The organism is Ruegeria sp. CDSB013, from assembly GCF_059611165.1.
On the sequence record NZ_JBXWPA010000004.1, the window covers coordinates 1 to 20,265 of the forward strand.

General features: G+C 54.3%; 17 protein-coding genes. 7 read left to right on the forward strand and 10 right to left on the reverse strand.

Annotation, left to right across the window (positions count from 1 at the left end; genetic code table 11):
• Window positions 1-598: 598 nt before the first annotated feature.
• The 5 genes from AC2FJF_RS08405 to AC2FJF_RS08425 form a co-directional block, all read right to left on the reverse strand.
• Window positions 599-1,495 (reverse strand): EamA family transporter, encoded by an 897-nt coding sequence (locus tag AC2FJF_RS08405; protein ID WP_496724598.1) that lies wholly within the window; start codon window positions 1,493-1,495, stop codon window positions 599-601.
• Window positions 1,496-1,553: 58 nt separating this feature from the next.
• Complete coding sequence (wrbA, locus tag AC2FJF_RS08410; RefSeq protein ID WP_496724600.1) at window positions 1,554-2,177, reverse strand: NAD(P)H:quinone oxidoreductase; 624 nt, start codon at window positions 2,175-2,177, stop codon at window positions 1,554-1,556.
• A 106-nt stretch (window positions 2,178-2,283) separates the two neighbouring features.
• Entirely contained in the window at window positions 2,284-3,153 is an 870-nt protein-coding gene (locus tag AC2FJF_RS08415) for a LysR family transcriptional regulator (protein ID WP_496724602.1), read from the reverse strand.
• Window positions 3,154-4,462: 1,309 nt separating this feature from the next.
• A complete protein-coding gene (locus AC2FJF_RS08420) occupies window positions 4,463-4,834 on the reverse strand; it encodes a helix-turn-helix domain-containing protein (protein ID WP_496724604.1) in 372 nt (123 codons plus the stop codon).
• Window positions 4,835-5,004: 170 nt separating this feature from the next.
• Window positions 5,005-5,493 carry an Lrp/AsnC family transcriptional regulator gene (locus tag AC2FJF_RS08425; RefSeq protein WP_496724606.1) on the reverse strand — a complete coding sequence of 163 codons (489 nt, stop codon included), beginning with the start codon at window positions 5,491-5,493 and terminating at the stop codon, window positions 5,005-5,007.
• 82 nt (window positions 5,494-5,575) lie between these two features.
• On the opposite strand from AC2FJF_RS08425, the gene AC2FJF_RS08430 reads away from it, so the two are divergent.
• Together AC2FJF_RS08430 and AC2FJF_RS08435 are read left to right on the forward strand one after the other, a co-directional pair.
• Complete coding sequence (locus AC2FJF_RS08430; protein WP_496724608.1) at window positions 5,576-6,775, forward strand: methionine gamma-lyase; 1,200 nt, start codon at window positions 5,576-5,578, stop codon at window positions 6,773-6,775.
• A gap of 14 nt (window positions 6,776-6,789) precedes the next feature.
• Complete coding sequence (locus tag AC2FJF_RS08435; protein ID WP_496724610.1) at window positions 6,790-9,162, forward strand: thiamine pyrophosphate-binding protein; 2,373 nt, start codon at window positions 6,790-6,792, stop codon at window positions 9,160-9,162.
• A 713-nt stretch (window positions 9,163-9,875) separates the two neighbouring features.
• Here AC2FJF_RS08435 and AC2FJF_RS08440 read toward each other — a convergent pair.
• Together AC2FJF_RS08440 and AC2FJF_RS08445 are read right to left on the reverse strand one after the other, a co-directional pair.
• Window positions 9,876-10,127: an SH3 domain-containing protein gene (locus AC2FJF_RS08440; RefSeq protein WP_496725206.1), complete on the reverse strand. Its 252-nt coding sequence runs from the start codon at window positions 10,125-10,127 to the stop codon at window positions 9,876-9,878.
• 318 nt (window positions 10,128-10,445) lie between these two features.
• On the reverse strand, window positions 10,446-10,583 hold the full coding sequence (locus AC2FJF_RS08445; RefSeq protein ID WP_496724612.1) for a hypothetical protein: 138 nt from the start codon (window positions 10,581-10,583) through the stop codon (window positions 10,446-10,448).
• Between AC2FJF_RS08445 and AC2FJF_RS08450 the strand changes: the two genes are divergently transcribed.
• The gene (locus tag AC2FJF_RS08450; RefSeq protein ID WP_496724614.1) at window positions 10,582-10,755 is read left to right on the forward strand and encodes a hypothetical protein; all 174 of its coding nucleotides are present in this window, start codon (window positions 10,582-10,584) and stop codon (window positions 10,753-10,755) included. The two genes, AC2FJF_RS08445 and AC2FJF_RS08450, sit on opposite strands and share 2 nt — an antisense overlap.
• Window positions 10,756-11,041: 286 nt before the next feature.
• Here the strand turns inward: AC2FJF_RS08450 and AC2FJF_RS08455 are convergent, their stop codons facing one another.
• Window positions 11,042-12,733 carry a thiamine pyrophosphate-binding protein gene (locus AC2FJF_RS08455; protein ID WP_496724616.1) on the reverse strand — a complete coding sequence of 564 codons (1,692 nt, stop codon included), beginning with the start codon at window positions 12,731-12,733 and terminating at the stop codon, window positions 11,042-11,044.
• Window positions 12,734-13,167: 434 nt separating this feature from the next.
• Between AC2FJF_RS08455 and AC2FJF_RS08460 the strand changes: the two genes are divergently transcribed.
• The 3 genes from AC2FJF_RS08460 to AC2FJF_RS08470 all read left to right on the forward strand — a co-directional run bounded on the left by AC2FJF_RS08460 (window position 13,168) and on the right by AC2FJF_RS08470 (window position 16,131).
• Complete coding sequence (locus AC2FJF_RS08460) at window positions 13,168-13,731, forward strand: AMP-binding protein (RefSeq protein ID WP_496724618.1); 564 nt, start codon at window positions 13,168-13,170, stop codon at window positions 13,729-13,731.
• Between the two features lie 10 nt (window positions 13,732-13,741).
• Window positions 13,742-14,728, forward strand: coding sequence for a class I adenylate-forming enzyme family protein (locus AC2FJF_RS08465; RefSeq protein WP_496725208.1), 987 nt, complete (start codon window positions 13,742-13,744; stop codon window positions 14,726-14,728).
• 215 nt (window positions 14,729-14,943) lie between these two features.
• On the forward strand, window positions 14,944-16,131 hold the full coding sequence (locus AC2FJF_RS08470) for a YbfB/YjiJ family MFS transporter (RefSeq protein WP_496724620.1): 1,188 nt from the start codon (window positions 14,944-14,946) through the stop codon (window positions 16,129-16,131).
• A gap of 99 nt (window positions 16,132-16,230) precedes the next feature.
• Here AC2FJF_RS08470 and AC2FJF_RS08475 read toward each other — a convergent pair whose 3' ends face one another.
• Both AC2FJF_RS08475 and AC2FJF_RS08480 read right to left on the reverse strand, forming a co-directional pair.
• Window positions 16,231-17,883, reverse strand: a complete 1,653-nt coding sequence (locus tag AC2FJF_RS08475; RefSeq protein ID WP_496724622.1) for an NAD-dependent malic enzyme — start codon at window positions 17,881-17,883, stop codon at window positions 16,231-16,233.
• A 241-nt stretch (window positions 17,884-18,124) separates the two neighbouring features.
• A complete protein-coding gene (locus tag AC2FJF_RS08480) occupies window positions 18,125-19,093 on the reverse strand; it encodes a LysR family transcriptional regulator (RefSeq protein WP_496724624.1) in 969 nt (322 codons plus the stop codon).
• A gap of 129 nt (window positions 19,094-19,222) precedes the next feature.
• On the opposite strand from AC2FJF_RS08480, the gene AC2FJF_RS08485 reads away from it, so the two are divergent.
• Window positions 19,223-20,230 (forward strand): TAXI family TRAP transporter solute-binding subunit, encoded by a 1,008-nt coding sequence (locus AC2FJF_RS08485; protein WP_113788396.1) that lies wholly within the window; start codon window positions 19,223-19,225, stop codon window positions 20,228-20,230.
• The last annotated feature ends 35 nt before the right edge of the window (window positions 20,231-20,265 follow it).

A 20,265-nucleotide genomic window follows, 5' to 3' on the forward strand; every position in this document is an offset into this window, starting at 1 on the left:
ACTTCGGAGAGAACCAAGACCCCGGCGGACAACAAATCCAACGCCCTTGACAATACCGCGATCAGAGAACCGCTTTCCGCCCATTCTGTTAAAAGACAACCTGTCGCTGACGCAGAATGCGATGATCTGAACACGGCGCAAACGCCTTTCTGATCAGGCTTTTCGTGTTTGCTGCGGTGCGGGAAGGCTTTGGTCGAGATATTATTACCGGGCGGCGACCGTTCAAAAGTGCACTTCATCCGGAAATGGGCAGTTGCAACCGCGCTTCGATGGGGACGACAAGAGGAAACACCGAAGCGGTCGCCTCTGTACTCCGGCAGCACTTCTGATTTCGTTGACAATGTGGCACTCAGAAAGAGTTATCTTGATCTTTATGATGTGCGCTAGAGAACCCAGACAACCCAAAATTTGGCATAGCGCGTTTATGGGAGGATCCAACCACCGCGACGCTGCGGCACCAGAAACCATCCCCTTTATCATACGTTGGAAAACCTAGGACTTCGATATTGTTGGGTTCTGGCGAACGGGCTTGAGCGAGGCGCTGAGCCATTCCTCGCCCACTTGCGTGATCGGGCCCATTGTTTGCGACTCAAACCCATCAAACAGACCCAGCTGGTGCAGGTCTCCATTTTTTCAAACCCGAATTGTCCCTTCGACTCACGCTCTGGCCAACCACAACAGAACCGATAACTATGGCTGCTCCTACAGACTGAGTGATGCTAAGCGTTTGTCCCAGGTATGCCCAGCCGAGCACGACGGCAGTCAAAGGACTCATCATGCCAAGCATCGAAACTGAACTAGGTTCAAGGCGCGTTATCCCACGAAACCAAAGAGCATAGGTTGCTGCAGCACCAATCAACCCAAGCCAAATCAGACCGGCGACATTTGTCGCGCTGAGCGCAGGTAGAGGCGGCTCAAGAAACAGAGCGACTGGCAGCAGTATCAAACCACCGGCTGTTAATTGCCACGCAGTGAAACTAAGCGCCGAGACCGGAGGTTGCCATTTCCGACTGAGAACAGTGCCAGCAGCCATTGACGCGGCTCCTCCCAATCCCGCTGCTATACCGATCCAATCAAGTTGTGCTTCTGGTCCGATCAGCAGCAGAGACACACCCATCACGCCAGTCGCGGCGGCACCGAGTGCACCAAGTCGTATTGGGGTTCCCAGCCATCCCCACGCCATCAAAATCACGATCATTGCTTGCAACGATCCTAGGGTGGCGGCCACACCACCGGGTAACCTATACGCAGCAACGAAGAGGAGCACCCAGAACAGAGCGAAATTGAGGCTGCCTAAGACGAAAGTTCGACCGAGCCAATCGCGTGGTGGAACGCAGCGCGTCACTGCAAGCAATAACAAGCCAGCCGGCAGAGCTCGTAACGCAGCCAGGGTAATCGGATAGCCAGCCGGGAGCGCTTCCGTAGTTACCAGATAAGTGCTTCCCCATACCGCTGGGGCGAGGGAAGTAAGAAGAATATCGGTTGAGCGTGACATAGTATGTCTCCCGGCTGAGGCGTTTGAGAATTTGAGTGAGACGCCAGAGGCGCTCGGATTAAGCTGCTTCCGCTTGCAGGTTTGATCCAGCGAGGCACGCTGCAATCCTTGCAACATGAGCGCCCTGGAACCGCGCTCCGGCAAGGTCAGTTTCGGTAGGTGTGCGGGAACCATCAGCGCCGGCGATCGTTCCGGCACCATATGGTGCGCCGCCAATGATATCTTCTGATGCAGTCTGGCCAGCAAATGTGTAGGGCATTCCGGCAATCAGCATCCCAAAGTGTTGAAGAGGGACTTGCGTTGTCAGAAGGGTCGCCTCGTGCCCGCCATGTTGCGAACCTGTTGATGCAAAGACCGCTCCGACCTTACCAACCAGTGCATTCCTGGCCCAAAGCCCTCCGGCCTGGTCAAGGAAGGACTTCATTTGGCCAGCCATCATTCCAAATCGGGTCGGTGTTCCAATGATGATTGCATCATAGTTTTCCAGATCTGTCGGCAAGGCGGCAGGCGTATCATCCACGACATAGCCAGCCTGCTGGCGGACTTCCTCAGGGACAGTTTCGGGCACACGCCGAACGTCAACTTTGGTGCCGGGAACACTTCTGGCGCCTTCAGCTTCGGCATCGGCCAATGTGCGGACGTGGCCATAGCTTGAATAATAGAGAACGAGAATACGTGACATAGGATACCTCTCAGGGCTGTGACTTGTTCCCTGAGAGAATGGAATTTGTGGCGCCGCCAATTAAGTCACGCTCTTTGACATCACTCTTTACCTGTATTGAATAATGTCAGGACCTGAGAGCCAGACGCAGATGATCAAGAAAGGCTGTAACCTTTGCGTCCATTCCCAAGCGAGATGCTGTAACGGCGAATACTTCTGGCGCGGGCAATTCGTGGTCAGGAAGAACTCTCACCAAGGCCCCGCTGGCTTCAGGAGCATCAGAAACGAACTCGGGCAGAGTTCCAATACCCTGCCCCGCTATCAGCAGATCCCGCAAAACGAGGCTGTTGCCAACCCTCACACGCGGATCAAGTTCCAATGATGTGACGCCGTCGGCGGCCGAGAGCTTCCAACTCGTCAAATGATCAGCAAGCAAAAAGCCGATGATTGCGTGGGTTTTCAGATCCGCCGGCTGGGTCGGCGTCCCACATCGCTCCAAATAGTCGGGAGACGCAAATATTCTTTGCCGCATCACGCCGATCCGTCGGGCAACAAGTGCCGAATCCGGCATGGCAGCGCGGATACGTATCGATAGATCGAAGCCGCCCTCGACCATATCGATCACCTTGTCGTCCATCGAAAGAGTAAATCGCAGATCTGGATAAGTTTCCAAGAACTCTGGAAGCATCGGTGCGATAACGGTTTGGCCGAAGGAACTTGACGCATTCACCCGAAGGTGCCCACGCATCGCTTTGGAACCTTCCCTGATGGTCTGTTCCGTTTTTTCGACCGCGTCGAGAATTCCAATTGCATCTTCGTAATAAAGACTGCCGGTGTCAGTCAGTGACATGGATCGGGTCGTTCTGGTGAGGAGGACGGTTCCCAGACTTTCTTCCAGAAGCTTGATTTCTCTGCTGAGAAGCGCAGGAGAAACACCAAGGTCTTCCGCCGCACGGGCAAAGCTACCGCGTTCAACGATACGGCGAAAAGCTTGCATGACTGACAGTTTGTCCAACTCCAGGCCCCCGAGCAGTTTTTTTGAGCCGCCCAGTTGGGCGTAACGAACTGCAAGTTATACGACTGCGTCACTGGTGCGAAGGGGCGACGCGCCTGTGGTGCTGGCGTTGATCTCCGGGCGGTTGCCAGAAAACAATCATCGGTCTGTTTTCGTTAAGGCTAGGAGTTAGGGGCAATGGCAAAATCTAAGAATCCGCATACACCGAAAAACGTTCCAAGCCGGTCGAACAATGAAAAGTCGGATCGCCCTGTCGAGAGCAGGCCCATACCAGTTAGCGACGCTGTTAGTGAGCCAACTCGACAGGAAAGACTCATGGCGATTGCAAAAGATGCGGAACGACGCCTCAAGGGTTCAATGAAGCTGCTCTCTTGAAGTCGCAATAGGATCTTCCAAAGGAATAACAGCACATACAATCGAAGCACTGCCTTCTTTACGCTGCACCGCAAGTTACCGGCTCTCCAATGAGTGCATAGAAGCAACGGAGCATATAAGAGGTCTGGTAAACACAAGCGCAAATTGGGTGCCGCCGCTGAGCACTCCCTCCTACGATTACCCCTCTACACACGCGCATCTCTTTCCTCTAGGCACATGCTCATCTCTTACACGCATTCTCTCTATCGGTCGCTCTCTAGGTGCATCTATTACCGCTCTATGTGCAATCGTCGGTATTTCGTCTCCGGAGTAGCTCAATAGCTTTGCTGGCCTAGACCTGTGTGTTTGCTCTCTATGAGGTTTTAGCTCAGGCGCTCTCTACGCTGGCCTGAGTTGTGTCCGTCTTCTTCTATGTGTCAGGTGTTAGCTGGCCTGTGTTTCGTCGCTCTGTGCGCTTTTCTGGCCTTGGTTCGGATGTGTTATTTTCAGAGAGCCATGTTTTATTGGGTTTCTCTGGTTCAAAGGTTTACATTTTGGTCTGAAAAACTGGTTTTGAGCCGAAATCTGTCAACTTAATGTAAACTTAGTGTAAACCTTTTGGCCTGAAATCGGCTGCTTTTAGAGGTATAAGGTTTACATTCCGTCGATCCCGGGAGAGCGGATGTAAACCTTTGTCAACCTTATGCAACCTCAGTTCAATCAGCGAGGGACCCGGCGAGGCAGGGTTCACGAGCCATTCCTCGCCGCAATCTCGAAAACCCATTTCATTTTTCTTTGTGAGGTCGACAAAGGCGCCTCAATAGCTGCACTCTCCGTAAGGTAGGCTCAGGATCACTTCCGTTGCTCACGTCACGGAGGAACCGCAACCAGGCGCGCTCATTCAATGTCAGGTCGTCTTTCTGGTCATACATGGCACTTACTTCCCGAAGATGGTCTTGATCGCCGTGTCTGACCGGCTGGTCAATCGAGGATCGGCGTTGTTGGAGGCCTTGCGAATTGCTTTCAGCCAGCCAAGTTCATTCGACGTGACAGGTTCTCCGAACACCTCGACAACTGCCTCGGCTGCAGTCAGGCCGATCGACTGCTCAATTGAGAGGCGCATAAGGTAGGCAGCGTCGCATTCCAGAGCTTTCGCCAAAGCCGGGACGCGATCCAATGCCACCTTGGAACTACCCTGCTTGATCATCGTGATCATGTTCGGGTTGACGTATCCCACCTGCGCCGCGATCTCGGCTTGGCTCTTGGTAGGTTTCAATTCGAGCACCCTCCGTTCGACATACTTCGCCATCCGGGTGTCTCCATACGGTTTATTTGTCATCGCTATCCTCTCAGAAGTGATACAGCACGCGCTGCATGTCTCCGATATAGCGACGGTGAGAATGGGAAATTGCGGAGGGAAAAAATCAATTAACTAAAATGTTTAGCCGATTGGCAACAAGTCATTCTAACTGGGCCCATCTATCCGGGCGGAAAAACAGCGGTCTTTTTTACCGTTCCATAGACAAAGCTGGTATCGATCGAGGCTATCCCACCGATAGGATGAATTCGGTGACGAATAAATTCCTCGTAGGCCTCGAGATCCGATACCAAAACCCGCAACTGGTAGTCCATTGCCCCGGTAAGAACATGGCATTCAAGAACTTCATCGATCATCCGAACCCGCTTTTCGAAGTTCTGAACGTCCGTTTCATTGTGTCGCTCCAACCTGATACGCACGAAGACGGTAATGGCCATCCCATACGCTGCGGCGTCAACGTCGGCACTGTATCCCTTTATCACTCCGTTGGCTTCAAGGTTTTTGACCCGGCGCAAACACGGTGAGGGAGACAAGTTCACCTCGTCAGCAAGATCCTGGTTCGTCATGCGCCCGTCCCGCTGCAGCGCTCGAATGATTTGCCTGTCCTTAGCGTCCACTCTACCTTCTTTCTTAGCAGAATCTGCCAACATTGACTCTCGGATTGGCATACTTTGCAATCATAAACTCAAAACTAAGGCGCAAACTAGCTCCAACATGATTCAGGAGCTTGTAATGACTCGTTCAACCGGATTTGCCACCCGCGCCATTCACCATGCTTATAATCCACTGGAAAATGACGGGGCGCTGACACCACCGCTGCATTTGACGTCCACGTTTACCTTTGAAACCGCAGAGGCTGGCGGAGAGATGTTCGCTGGAGAGCGTGAAGGTCATATCTACAGCCGTATTTCAAACCCCACATGCGACCTTCTTGAACAACGTATTGCCGTGCTTGAAGGAGCCGAGGCCGGGCTAGCTCTCTCAAGCGGCATGGGGGCGATTACGGCAGCGCTTTGGACCCTGCTGTCGCCAGGTGACGAAGTCATCGTGGACAAAACGCTCTATGGCTGCACCTTCGCCTTCATGCGTCACGGTTTGGCAAAATGGGGAGTCACGATCACACACGTCGACATGACAGACCCTGAGAATCTGAAAGCTACCGTTTCTGACAAAACCCGCGTTGTCTATTTCGAAACTCCTGCCAATCCGAATATGCGATTGGTGGACATCTCCGCGAGCGCCGAAATTGCGCATTCGGTCGGTGCAACGGTCGTCGTCGATAATACCTACGCTAGCCCGTATTTGACCCGCCCGATCGAGCACGGGGCAGATATCGTTCTGCACTCCGCCACCAAATACCTCGGTGGGCATGGCGATGTGGTTGCCGGTCTGGTTGTCGGGTCCGCCGAACAGATTGCTGAGATCCGCCTTGTTGGGATGAAGGACATGACCGGCGCGGTAATGGCGCCTTTCAACGCGATGCTGATCCTGCGTGGTCTGAAAACACTGAACCTGCGTCTGGATCGTCACTGCGCGTCCGCCAAAGTCGTCGCAGGTTTCCTCGAAGCACATCCCGCCGTCGGTGAGGTTTATTTCCCCGGTCTTGAGAGCTTCGCACAGCACGATGTAGCGAAGCGACAGATGTCCGAACCGGGCGCTATGATAGCGTTTGAAATCAAGTCCGGTCTGTCCGGTGGAATTGAATTCATGAACCGCCTGAATATGATCCAGCGTGCGGTGTCGTTGGGCGACGCGGAAACACTGATCCAACACCCAGCCTCCATGACTCATTCGACGTATACGCCCGAAGAACGGGCCGAGCATGGGATAAGCGATGGCCTAATCCGCCTGTCCGTCGGGCTGGAGGATGTCGAAGATATCCTTGCAGACCTGGAGCAAGCTTTGCCCTACCCTGCCCGCAGCGCCGCCTAAACCCGGAGACCACCATGCACATTGATCCCACCCAACTGAAGATCGTCGAACAGCGCCTGCTGTGGTTGTCTCATTGGGTGATCCACCATTCCAACCACGTCCGACCAAAGGTGGATGGGATCAAGATCGGTGGCCATCAGGCTTCGTCTGCTTCGATGGTATCGATCATGACCGCGCTCTATTTCTCAGCCTTACGCCCTGAGGACCGGGTTGCAGTCAAACCTCATGCTTCGCCGGTGTTTCATGCGATGCAGTATCTCATGGGTAATCAGACCCGCGAAAAGATGCAGAATTTCCGCGGATTTGGGGGTGTGCAAAGTTATCCAAGCCGGACAAAGGATATTGATGATGTTGATTTCTCGACCGGGTCGGTGGGTTTAGGTGTCGCGATCACCTCGTTTGCCTCGATCATTCAAGACTACATCAAGGCCAAAAGCTGGGGGTCCGACGCGCCAATGGGACGTATGGTTGCCCTGGTAGGCGATGCCGAACTGGATGAAGGCAACGTCTATGAGGCATTACAAGAAGGCTGGAAAAACGACCTACGCAACACGTGGTGGATCATCGATTACAACCGACAGTCGCTGGACGGTATCGTCCGGGAAGGACTGTTTGAACGGATCGAGAAAATCTTCGATGCTTTCAGCTGGGATGTCGTTCGCGTGAAATATGGTGTCTTGCAACGCGCTGCCTTCGACGAGCCCGGCGGCGACCGACTGCGCGACTGGATTGATGCTTGCCCCAACCAGGATTACTCCGCTTTGACTTTCATGGGTGGTGCGAATTGGCGGCAGCGTCTCATGGACGATCTGGGGGATCAGGGGGATGTGACCGCTCTGATCGAACGGCGCACGGATGCAGAGCTCGCGGCCCTTATGGAAAACCTGGGCGGCAACTGCGTCGAGACCATGGCCCAAACATTTGCCGACATCGATCACGATCGCCCGACATGTTTCCTGGCCTACACGGTAAAAGGATGGGGCACCCCTATTGCAGGCCACAAGGACAATCACGGCGGGCTGATGAACAATAGTCAGTTTGCCGCGTGGCAGTCGCATATGGGCGTGCCAGAAGGCGAGGAATGGGAGCCGCTTGCGACGGTGCAAGATCCAGACGCATTCAAAGGTTTTCTGGCCAGCACCCCGTTTTTTGCCAAAGGTCCGCGCCGCTATTTTGATGACAAATTGGATGTGCCGACAATCGAAATCGACACCAGTCGCGAAATCTCGACCCAGATGGCGTTTGGCAAGATCCTAGACGATCTATCAAAAGGCGACAGCCCAATGGCTGAACGCATAGTGACAACCTCTCCGGATGTGACAGGCACGACAAGCCTTGGTCCTTGGGTGAACCGGCGCAAACTGTTCGCCCGATCCGAGCAAGCCGACGCCTTCATAGAACACCGGATCCCTTCGACGGCGAAATGGGAATTCACGCCGGAGGGGCAGCATATCGAGCTTGGCATCGCCGAAATGAACCTCATGTTGCTCCTAGGAGCGGCGGGTCTGTCGCATTCCCTGTTCGGTAAGAGGCTGATCCCAATTGGCACCGTCTATGATCCATTTGTCAGCCGCGGCCTCGATGCGTTAAATTACGCCTGTTATCAGGACGCGCGTTTCATGCTGGTTGGCACACCTTCGGGTGTCACACTCGCGCCAGAAGGTGGAGCACACCAATCCGTTGGAACACCGCTCATCGGGATGAGCCAAGACGGGTTGGCCGCTTTTGAACCCGCCTTTGCTGATGAACTGGCGGTGATCATGGAATGGGCCTTCGACTACCTGCAGCGCGATGGCGAAGGGCAGCCCGACGAGCGCACATGGCTGCGCGATGAAACCGGAGGGGCTGTCTACCTGCGCCTGACGACCAACCCGATTGAACAGCCCGGCAAACGTTTCGATGACGAGTTCCGCCAAGGTGCCATTGATGGGGCCTATTGGTTACGAAAACCGGGACCCAATTGCGAAGTTGTAATCGCCTATCAAGGAGCAGTCGCGCCAGAAGCAATCAAGGCTGCCGGTATGATTGGTGAAGGCCGTCGCGACATAGGTGTATTGGCCGTGACATCCGCAGATCGCCTGAATGCCGGATGGACCGCCGCTCAACGAGCGCGTTCGCGCGGCAATCGAGCGGCATGCTCTCACATCGAAACACTGATGTCCGACCTTCCGCCACACTGCAAGCTCGTCACTGTTATCGATGGTCATCCTGCAACTCTATCCTGGCTCGGGGCAGTGCTTGGACATCAGACTATCCCAATGGGTGTCGAGCATTTTGGTCAGACCGGAACAATCGGCGATCTATATCGCCACCACTGCATTGACGCAGACGCTATCCTGGAGAAAGTGAATGGCCTGACCCATGGCAAAACTCTTCACCGTGTATAAGTGGATTGGAGTTGGGCAATAATGCAGAGACCAAACTGGCACTGAGCATAAGGTGCTGGATGACCTACTGAAAAACAAGAGCTTGCCAACATACGACAGAGGCCGGGTTTGCTCGCAATGAAACCGCAACGTTATCGCAGCGCTATCTGCCACTGAAGTGCAATGGTTGGCATTCAAGGCCCTTATTTTATTTACTTTCACCCCGGGAGCTCGCCTTCGGGAGGCAGGGGTCGGAGGTTCGAATCCTCTCACTCCGACCAATAAACAAGGCGTCAAATGCAGGGATAATTGGCCTTTTGACCAGTTAACTTACCGTTTCGCCAACTAAAGTTACCTCTGGTGGTCTGATTTTTTTGCAAGTTCCAGCTCTCGTTCTGAAAAATCGGCTCTGCCCGGATCTTCGACTACCTGACAATTGCTGCTGTGGGGCCGACCAATCCGGCCATTTGCGACGCATGGAAAATCTTAAACTGGCAAACTCACGTTCAGCGGACCAAATCGGAGTCTTCAAAGCGGCTCTGGTAAACAGGTTTATACGCGTCGCACTCAATAATTCCTTTTAGGCAGATATTTTCGGCAGGGTCGCGACTGATCTAGCAACTGAGTTACTTACGGCGGCCAGGAAAAACAGTCGCCGGATAGCCAAACAGAAAAGATAGCTTTTTCCGACCTTTCATAGCGCTGAAAATTCGGCGGCCGTTGGAATCGTCACATCACAATTTTCGCAAATAGGCCCAAGACACATATCCCTTAAGCTGACGTGCACGATCAAGCGACACTCGGCACCAACGCGTGCCGCCAGTTTGTTCGCAACTGTGAACCCGCAGAGCGGTTCCATTCGGAAGCCCAACGATAACGATATAGCCTGTCCCCGGCCCAGCACGCATTTTCAGCATGTCACCCTCTTCGACCGCAAAAACCTCGTATCGTCCAAGTGAGGCCGCTGTTGCAGTCTCAGTGGTCATAAAAACCCCTAGAACAAATGCCGCCAAGGGGAAGAAGATTGTGTTACGCATCGGGTTTTCCTGCTTGTTGCCTCGGGCACCATCTTAGCGAACCGGATCGACAAGCGGAACAATTCCCAGCAATTACTTTAGACGCCGTTCGGCATCCAAAGTGTGGTCAGCCCGAAATAGCGCTTCGCAAAGGCAAACGGATGTTTGGTTTGTCGATGCTCCTCCAGCGCAAGGCACTTCGACTGCATCCTGCAGTTGCAGCGTTGTGACCTCATCCCAATGACCTGAATTGTTAGACACCATCGGGGTCCGGAAGGTGACGCAATCCTAGTCACCGTAGCTGAGAGCGTTTTCCACCAGAACCGCGTCCACGTTCTTTTGTACGTGGGTATTCGGCACCTGAATGGCAATCCGCAGACCAGTCTCGGGAGTGAACCTCTCATTATTGAGCTTGGGAAAGATCATGGTTATCGCCAACACCTTTTCCGATCAGAAAGCCCAAGTTGGCGGCTATTCGGGAAAAGACGGTTCGTTATCGGCCGTACCATCACTCTCGTTTCCGGCAGCCGATCGTTTCTCGGCTCAGAGCAACCTGGCGTTCCAAGCCGTTAGACCCGTCATCGGCTACTGGTCGTGACTTGCCGGGAATGGACGACGACATGCAAGTCGAAAAACAAGCCGACCAGACCGGTGTATAACGTTACGAGTATCCATGCTGTTCGCTGTACCCAACTTGTTACGCCGTTGCTGATCGAATCCCAAATGACAGAACCCACGCTGACGCTAGTTACAAGAAACCAGACGAGCATCGCCCCATTCAGCAGACTAATCCCCTATGTTCGGCGGAATAATCGCTGTGGATTGGATTGCGCCCGCCAGACTTTGTCAATCAACCGACAGCCCGGTTTTTCCCGAGTAACTCTCTATTTGCATCGATTGGGTCGGCCGTTGTTTCGCGCGACCTGATTGCCCCACCGCAACAGGTTGACGTTGCAATCGTCCCGATCAATCAGAACCTCGATCAGGCAAAGACCATCATGGTCCAATGCTGTTTTGATGGCCAGGTCCAACTCGCCTTCTGTTTTCACCTTGCATCCCCAGGCGTTACCCTCTCCGGCGCTAAACACGTCAATCAAACCGGCGTAGTCCCAATTCTTGATGGTATTATAAGGGCCATCGTGGATTTGAACTTCGATGGTGTAGCCGCCGTTGTTGATGAGGAAAATAATCGGCTTTGCGTCATACCGGATCATGGTCGAAATCTCTTGGGCGGTCAGTTGGAACGAACCGTCGCCAATGCATGAGATCAACCGGCGCCTCCTGTTGCCTAACGCGTATCCCAGCGACGCACCGACAGACCAGCCAATGGATCCATACTGCATTTGTATCTCGAACCGCGTGCCTTCGGGCAGTTTGGTCTCAATGCCGTTGAACCATGAATCACCCGTCTCCACGAGTAACGTGCTGTCCTCATCCAGCATCTTCTGCACACGGGCGAATAGTTGGCGAACCGTCACCGGTGTTTCGGCATCATCAGGCTCGGGCGGGATTTGTTCGGTTCTGACACGTTCGAAGGCCGCGACAGCACCGCTGTTCGGCGTAAGTTTGTCAGTCAACGCATCCAGAAACTCATCCATGCGGACATTGCTGAAATGTGTGTCACCCAGCTGTATGGACGTCGGATGCACCATAACCGCTTTACCGGGATCAAAACCAAGCTGATGACCCGTCGTGGTGTAATCCGTGAAAACAGGCCCAACAAACAGCAGCCCGTCCGCGGCATCGACAATTTCCCCACAGCCCGGTGTGCTGACTGGCCCCCAATAAATCCCAATGAAACTTTCGTTTGTCTCAGACAGAAAACTCTTAGCGTTGGGCATTGATGCCTGGGCGTATTCGCAGGCCACGGCAAGGCTTCGCAAGGGGCGTTCGGCCTGACCCGCGCGCACTTTGCTTCCGGCGACAAGTACTGGCCGCTTTGCCGCATTCAGGAATTCAGAAACTTGTGCGACCGCAGTCGCTAATGTGTTCGGATCACTGCTGGACTGCCTGGCGAAACTACGCGGAACGGGCGCGGACGTAGGTGCACCCGCAATGTTCGAGGCGATTTCGATATAGACCGGTTTGCGTCGAAGCATTGCGGTGTCTATCGCCCTGTCGATTGCTACAGGCGCAAGGGACGGATGATGAATCGTGACAGCCTCTGCAGTGACGCGGGCGAATATCTCGCGCTGGTAATCGTAATCAACTTCGCCAAGCGTGTGGTGCAGGTATTCCCACTCGGCTTCTGAATTTGTGTTCGGCCCACCGGAAATCGCGATCAATGGAAGATCTTCGGTATAGGCGCCTGCGACGGCATTCAAAAGGCTCAACCCTCCTACCGAATAAGTGACGACAGCCGCTGACGGCCCCCCGGTTGCGCGGGCATACCCGTCTGCTGCGTAGCCTGCGTTGAGCTCGTTACAGCAACTGATCATTCGCAGATCCCGATTGCCAAGCAGCTCATCCAGCAGCACCAAATTGTAATCGCCGGGAACCACAAAATAATCCGCAATTCCAGCCTCTTGCAATCTCCTTGCCAGATATGATCCGACAGTCCAGCGCTCTGTTGCCATGCCCTTACTCCAATACAATTTATCAAAAAGAACTGGGCACATCCTATTCACGAAAGCCGGATTCGCAAAACCAAGAGAGTTGCGATTGGCTCTGTCACAGAGGTGTTGGAATCGGAAATCTGTATTAGATTAGTGGCTGCTGTTTGCGCAAAAGCTCTACTATCGGTCTGCGCGGCCAACCTGGCCAATGACATTGCGCGATCAAATCAACGGAAAGGAATCTGAACCTGAGGGGGCTTTGGTGGCAACTCGAACCACGGATTGGGCAAATTCGCGTTCTGCAGGCGTTCCTGCCGCTCCCTATTGGAAGTGGATAACAATGCAGTATGCTCGATCCACCGACCAACCGATTGAGTGGTTGGTTTCCGCTCGTTGGGTGTCCACTGAGGAAAGTTGAAGGCCCTTCGGAAGCGGGTTGATTTGGAGAGAAAAGCATGCCGGTAACCGGGCCGCCGCTGGCCGCTCCTGCGGATTTGACGAACCTTTTTCGCCGGGGATTGTCGGCGGATCCCAAGGCGATTGCGCTTTACGCTTTGGACGGGGCTTTGACCTGGCAGGAGCTGGATGCCGCCTGTACGCGGCTGGCGCTTCGGTATCTGAGCCTGGGGCTTAATCCGGGGGACCGAATAGCTTCGATTATGCCGAACCGGGCGGTGTTGGTGATCCATTATCTGGCCTGCATGCGGGCCGGTTTGGTGGCGATGCCGCTCAATTATCGCTACACAGCCGCGGATATCGACCATGCGCTGCGGTTGGCGACACCGGCGGCGCTGTTGGTGCATGGCGAACGCGCAAAGGATGTGGCCGCAGTCCCAGGCATAGGGCGGCTGCCTTTGGGGTTGGTTTCCTATGCAGGCGAAGTGGACGGGGCACTCGCCTTGAAGGACCTGATGGATGGTGAGGCTGAGGGGACACTGCCGACAATTGGGGCGGACGCGCCAGCGTTAATATTTTTTTACTTCCGGGACCACGGGCAAGCCGAAGGGCGTGACGCATAGCCATGCCAGCATGGGGGCTATGGTGGCAAGCAATGCTCAGGGGTTGGGGTTGAGACCTGGGGATGTGGTGCTTCCGGCGTCGTGGATTTCCCATACTGCCGGGTTGCGGCTGACGTTTGCAGGGCTTTGGGCCGGTGCCAGAACGAACGTAGTGCGGCAGTTTTCACCCGCCGAGCTCCTGGGGCTCCTGCGACAGACAAAGCCGACAGTGGCGCAGATATTGCCCGCGCCATTGGCTGCATTGGTAACGGGGCACGGTGCAGTGCGCGAAGACTTTGGTTCATTAAGAACGATGATGGCAGGTGGCGACAAACCCTCGCAGACACTGGTCGACGCATTTGGCGTGCTGGCAGGTGTGCCGATCGGGGCGTTTTATGGAATGACTGAAATGGGGACGTCACATTCGAACACCCATGGAGGAGTTGAGAAAGTCGGTGCCATTGGATTGAACAATCCAGGGTATGTCTCGGCGCTTCGTGATGAGGCCGGGGTGGAGGTGCCCGTGGGAGTGGACGGCAGGCACTGGGTCAAGAGCCCGACTATGATGACGGGGTATTGGGACGACCCGAGTGCGACAGCGGCAGCGTTTCGGGATGGCTGGCTCGATACTGGCGATTTGATGCGACGGGATGAGTATGACTATTTCTGGTTCCGGGGGCGGCAAAAACAGATCATCGTGCATGACGGCTCGAACATCAGCCCCGCGGAGGTGGAAGATGTACTGACAGCGCACCCCGCCGTTGCAGCGGCAGTGGTGGTTGGGGTGCGAGATGAGATGCACGGTGAAGATGTATGGGGCTTTGTGAGCTTGGTCGAAGGGGCGAAACCGGTGCGCCCCGGAGATATTGTCGACTTCGCGCGGAAACAGATCGGATACAAGGCGCCGGATGTGGTGCGGGTAGTTAATGCATTGCCATTGACCATGGGTGGCAAGCTGGACCGAATGGCGTTGAAACGGATGGCAGCGAAAGAAAGCGGTGCCGCGCACGTGCTCTAAAGCTTTGGCGGTTGGATCGCATTGGCGGACGGCTTGCTCATATGACGTAAGCAAAGACTGCAGACAGATCGACCGGAAGCAACCCTTCAACTCACATCAAAATAGTACAATCTTAAATTGTCCAAGCAGAGCTGCAATGCGCTGGGGCCGATTAGCTGGGATTGCACGTCCAAGCGCATTGGGGCACGGTGACCGTTCAACTTGGAAGAATGTTCATGGCCACCGCAAAACCTACTAACCCGTGGCTCATATTGCTGGGCCTTGCGCTTGGGGTCAGCATATCCAACGCATTTGGTCGCTTTGCATACGGACTAATCCTGCCATCCATGAAAAGTAGCCTTGGCTGGAGCCTCACTCAATCCGGTTGGCTCAATACAGCCAATTCGATTGGCTACATAGTGGGTTCGATTTTAACGCTTTTGCTGATCCGGCATTTTTCTCCGTCGCGGTTGTTTGCAAGTGGAACTGTGGCGACCGCACTGTGCCTTTTGACGACCGGGTTTGATGAAAGCCTCGTGTTTCAAACTGCCTGTCGTACTTTGGTGGGACTGTTTGGCGCTCTTTCCTTTGTGTCAGGCGGCGTGCTGGCAGCATCGCTGTTCCAGAGCAGCGCCCGAAAGAATGCGCTGGCCATCGCCTTATACTTTGGCGGTGGCGGCGGATTTGGTATCGCGTTATGCGGCGCAACCCTTCCGAGTATGTTGGACGTATTCGGACCACAAAATTGGGACTGGGCGTGGATCGGGGTCGGGTTGGTGGCCCTAGTCATTTGCCCATTTTCGGTTTGGGCTTCCACAAAATTGAACGAAACCGAACACGACACCGCGCTTCCTTCCATCCCACCGGTGCGCAAAATGCTTGGCCAACTCGGGGGGTATGCGCTGTTCGGATTGGGTTACATTGTCTACGTCACTTTCATCTCTGTCTGGATGAAAGAGCAGCATTCCAGTGTCCTGTTGACTACGGCAACATGGATGGTTCTTGGGGTCAGTATTATGGCGTCTCCTTTTGTTTGGCGCGGGGTCTTGGCCCGCTTTTCATCCGGAACGCCGTTGGCGCTGATCCTTACCGGGGTTGCATTTGGATCAGCCCTGCCAATCCTGGTTCCATCTGGATATGGGCTGATTTTGTCGGCACTGGTGTTCGGGCTATCGGTCTTTATGCCACCCACTGCAGTCACCAGCTTTGTCCGTCAGAACGTGGATCAGCAGGATTGGGGTGCAACCGTAAGCTTTTTCACAGTTGTTTTCGCTATTTCACAGACGCTGGGACCTATCGGGGCTGGTATCATTGGCGACTTGACCGGGGAAATTGGAGATAGCCTTGTGGTGGCCTCTGCGGTCCTGCTGATGGGTGCCCTTTGTGCTGCGATGCAAAAGCCGCTCAGGCGTAAGGTGGCGTAGCTGTCGTATTCAGAACTATGCTGAATCATTCCCTACTTGGACGCCGTGGGTTCTGAATGCGCAATGAGTGACCTTCCGGTCACTCCAACCTGACCTGCCTTAGGCAATCTCCTCATAATGCGGGGTCCAGAACTTCGCATCCATTGCCGCTTTCAAGTCATCCCCCGTGGATTTAGGCGCAACCCCATCCAACTGCGCCTGTTGACCAACGGCAAATGCAATAGCTTTGCTGACCTCGCGAATGTCCCCCACATCGGGCAGCAAGCTGGCTGTGCGATCGGAATTCGCAGGTGACAACGTGGCGAGCGCCTCGGCGGCGGCCATGAACATTCCGTCCGTGACGCGACAAGCGCTTGCCGCCAGAACGCCCAACCCCATACCGGGGAAAATGTAGGAGTTGTTGCACTGCGCCACATGATGCGTCTTACCGTTGTAGACAACAGGATCAAATGGGCTTCCGGTGGCGACCAATGCATGACCATCTGACCAGCGGATAATATCCGCAGGCACGGCCTCAATTCGCGATGTCGGGTTTGACAGCGGCAATACGACAGGATGATCAGTGTGAGCTGCCATCGCCCGAATGATCTCTTCAGAGAACAAGCCTGCCTGACCGCTGACACCCACCAATATGTTGGGTTCGGCGTTGTTAATCACATCCAGCAGTGAAATTTCACCATCGGACCAGCTCCCCACTTTGGTGAGAGGTTGGACAATTTGCGTTTGGAACGGCAGAAGGTCCGTCATCGCATCGGTTAACAACCCATTCCGGTCCACCATGTAGATGCGCGCGCGTGCCTCGCTTTCTGGTAATCCTTGGCGGATCATGAACTGAACCAGTTGCTCAGCGATACCCACTCCTGCTGATCCCGCTCCAAGAAACGCGATGGTAGCGTCCTTTAGCGGAATTCCGGTGACATTTGAGGCAGCCAGCAAGGTGCCGGCCGTTACCGCCGCCGTGCCCTGAATATCATCATTGAATGTACAGAGCTGATCGCGATACCGCGCAAGCAGAGGCGCTGCATGTTGCTGTGCGAAATCCTCGAACTGCAGCAACACATCCGGCCACTTGCGCTTTACCGCCTGCACAAAAAGATCGACGAATTCAAAGTACTCATCCCCGCTGACGCGCTCATTCCGCCAGCCGATATAGAGGGGATCTTCCAGCCGTTCCTGATTGTTGGTACCGACGTCCAGTACCACCGGAAGCGTTACAGACGGGCTTATTCCACCCGCAGCGGTATAAAGTGAGAGCTTTCCGATCGGAATTCCCATGCCGCCCGCGCCTTGATCGCCCAAACCCAAAATCCGCTCTCCATCGGTGACGACTATGGCCTCGACAGAGGGCAGGACGGCGTTCTCAAGTATGTCATCAATCCGGTCAAGCTCGGGGTACGAAATGATCAATCCGCGTGGGTGATCGTAGATCTCACTGAACCTCTTGCAGGCGTCGCCCACAACGGGTGTGTAAATTATCGGCATCATCTCGGTTAGATGCCGCACCAATAGAGCGTAAAACAGAACCTCGTTGTCATCCTGTAGGCCGCGCAGATAAACATGCTTTTCCAGCGGCGTCTCCTCACGTTCAAAGGCGGCATAGACACGGTCAACCTGGGTTTCGAGCGTTTCGATGTGTGGCGGAAGAAGACCCAGCAATCCAAGTTTTTCTCGTTCGTGTAGAGAAAAGGCAGTACCTTTGTTCAGCAGCGGGTTTGTCACATAGTGCAAATTTGCAGGATCAGTATCGGCCATTGGATGCCCTTTCGGATCGGCATGCACAGGTTGCACGCATCTGTCCGGTAAGGTCAGCATTATACGACAAAAAATGCAACGAACTTGCGACTGGAACTTTCCCGCATTGGGCCAACACACTCGCGCGCGATCGCGTGCCCGAGTAATTCGCGGCCCAGAGCCACCATTCGTCGCGTTACTGCATATTGGTCAAAGCCGCCCGTCGATCTCGCTGAATTTAGGGTACGCCAGCTAAAAAACTTCAACTTTGCTCGCCTCGCGTGCCTTCAATCGATGTGGCGCGAGGGTTTGCCATCACCGCTTCCAACTTCCTCAACACTTCGGCTTTCCAACCTGCTTTGATCTGTATTGCCAATTGGGACGGTGGCCTGTGGTCGGGTTCGAGGAGAGCGTATTCATATCTTAATGGTTTCTCGAAAGGTAAAAACACAAGCTTTCCATTGGATAGATTAAGCTCTTTTTCGGTCGCAACAGTTAGCGGGTCAACGATGCTGCAACACTGCCCCGAACTGACAAAGGGGATAAGAGGTAGAAAATACTGGCAGGTAACAGTCTGATTGTACTCGGCGGCAACGTCCTCAAACTCCTGCCGGACTTTCCGTTGGAACGGGTGTGAAGGATGCAGGCCGCCCATTGGCGTTCCGTCAAGATCCGATAGTTTCAGGATCTTGCGCGACGCAAGAGGATGTTCACAGTCAATAGCACAGAAGCAATCAGCCCGGATAAGTTCAGCGGAATACTGGGGTTCTTTGCCGGCTGAATGCTCGAAGTCAGCAAAGCCGAAGTCGATATTTTGCGTCCCCGCAAGCTCCATAATCTGCGGTGAACTGCGTGTCGAAAGCGTGATGCGAATATCGGGGTTTTCACCAACTGATTGGCTTATGAAACGTGGGAACAAAAAGGCAGATGGACCCGGCATCGTTGCAATATTCAAGCTTCCGGCATGCCCTTTGATAAGTCCTTCCATCGTGCTGGAAATTGTCGCCAAGCGGTCCAAAATACCCGTAGTTTCGGCTAAGAGATAGTGCGCCTCGGGGACTGGCACCAATCTTCTTCCCTTACGTTCGAACAACGTCAGGCCCAATGTCTTTTCAAGGTTTTTCAACGCTAGGCTAATCGCAGGCTGCGTGCGATTTAGTTTCTTGGCGGTTTGAGAGATGGATCCGGTCTCCATCACCTCACGAAATACGGTTAGCTGAGTTAGGTTCATATTCTTAAACATAAGCAAAACTTTAGTTTAGTGAAATATAACAAATTTGTATTTATGCAGTTTGTCTCTACGCTTGTGGGATCGAAGTTTGGGAAAACCAAAACCGAAATTCCAACAAGGGAGATGATAATGAAATTTGTGAAATGCTTGACTGGTCTTGCATTGGCGGGCGCGCTGGCAGCCCCCGCGCTGGCGCAGGACCCAACGTTCTTCCGTATTGGCACCGGTGGCGCTGGCGGAACCTATTTCCCCATCGGTGGCACCATTGCAAATGGAATCTCCGCCCCTCCGGGATCGCGCCCGTGTGAAGAAGGCGGCCAGTGCGGTGTTCCGGGCCTGATCGCGATCGCGCAATCCACCACCGCTTCGGTCTTCAACAATGCCGCTGTGCAGAATGGAGAACTTGAGGCCGGGCTGGCTGCAGCCGACGTCACCCGTTCGATGTATCTGGGTGAAGGTAAGTTCGAAGGCAAACCCCATCCCAAACTGCGCATCGTAGCCAATCTGTTCCCAGAAGACCTGCATCTGGTGCTTCCGGCCGGCTCGACGATTAACGATCTGAGTGACCTGGAAGGCAAGCGTGTTGGTATTGCTCAGGCTGGTTCTGGCACGCAGGTAGCCGTTTTGCAGATGCTGGATGCTTGGGGTGTCAACCGTGACAACATGGATGAGGCCGAGTTGAACAACAGTCAGAGTGCCGAACGTCTGGCCGATGGTCAGCTTGACGCCTATTTCTATGCCGCAGGCTGGCCGGTTGCTGCGATGGTGCAGCTATCTTCGACCAAAGGTATGAACCTGCACTCTTTCTCCGACGAAGATCTGGGCAAGATCAACGAGATCATTCCAGCCTATATCCCTTCTGCCATTCCAGGTGGCGTTTATGAAGGCATCGACGGCGAAACCAAGACCCCTGCGGTCAGCGCGATGCTGGTTGTGTCGTCGGACCTGTCTGACGACCTGGTCTATGAGCTGACCAAGGCGATGTGGAACGACAACACCCGCAAGCTGCTGGATAACGGTCATGCCAAGGGCAAGCAGATCACCCCTGATACCGCTCTGGATGGTGTCGAAGCACTGGGCGTTCCGCTGCATCCGGGTGCTGAGAAGTTCTACAAAGAAGCCGGGCTTCTTCAGTAACCTGATCTCAACTCAACTCATCGTCCGGTGCCCCT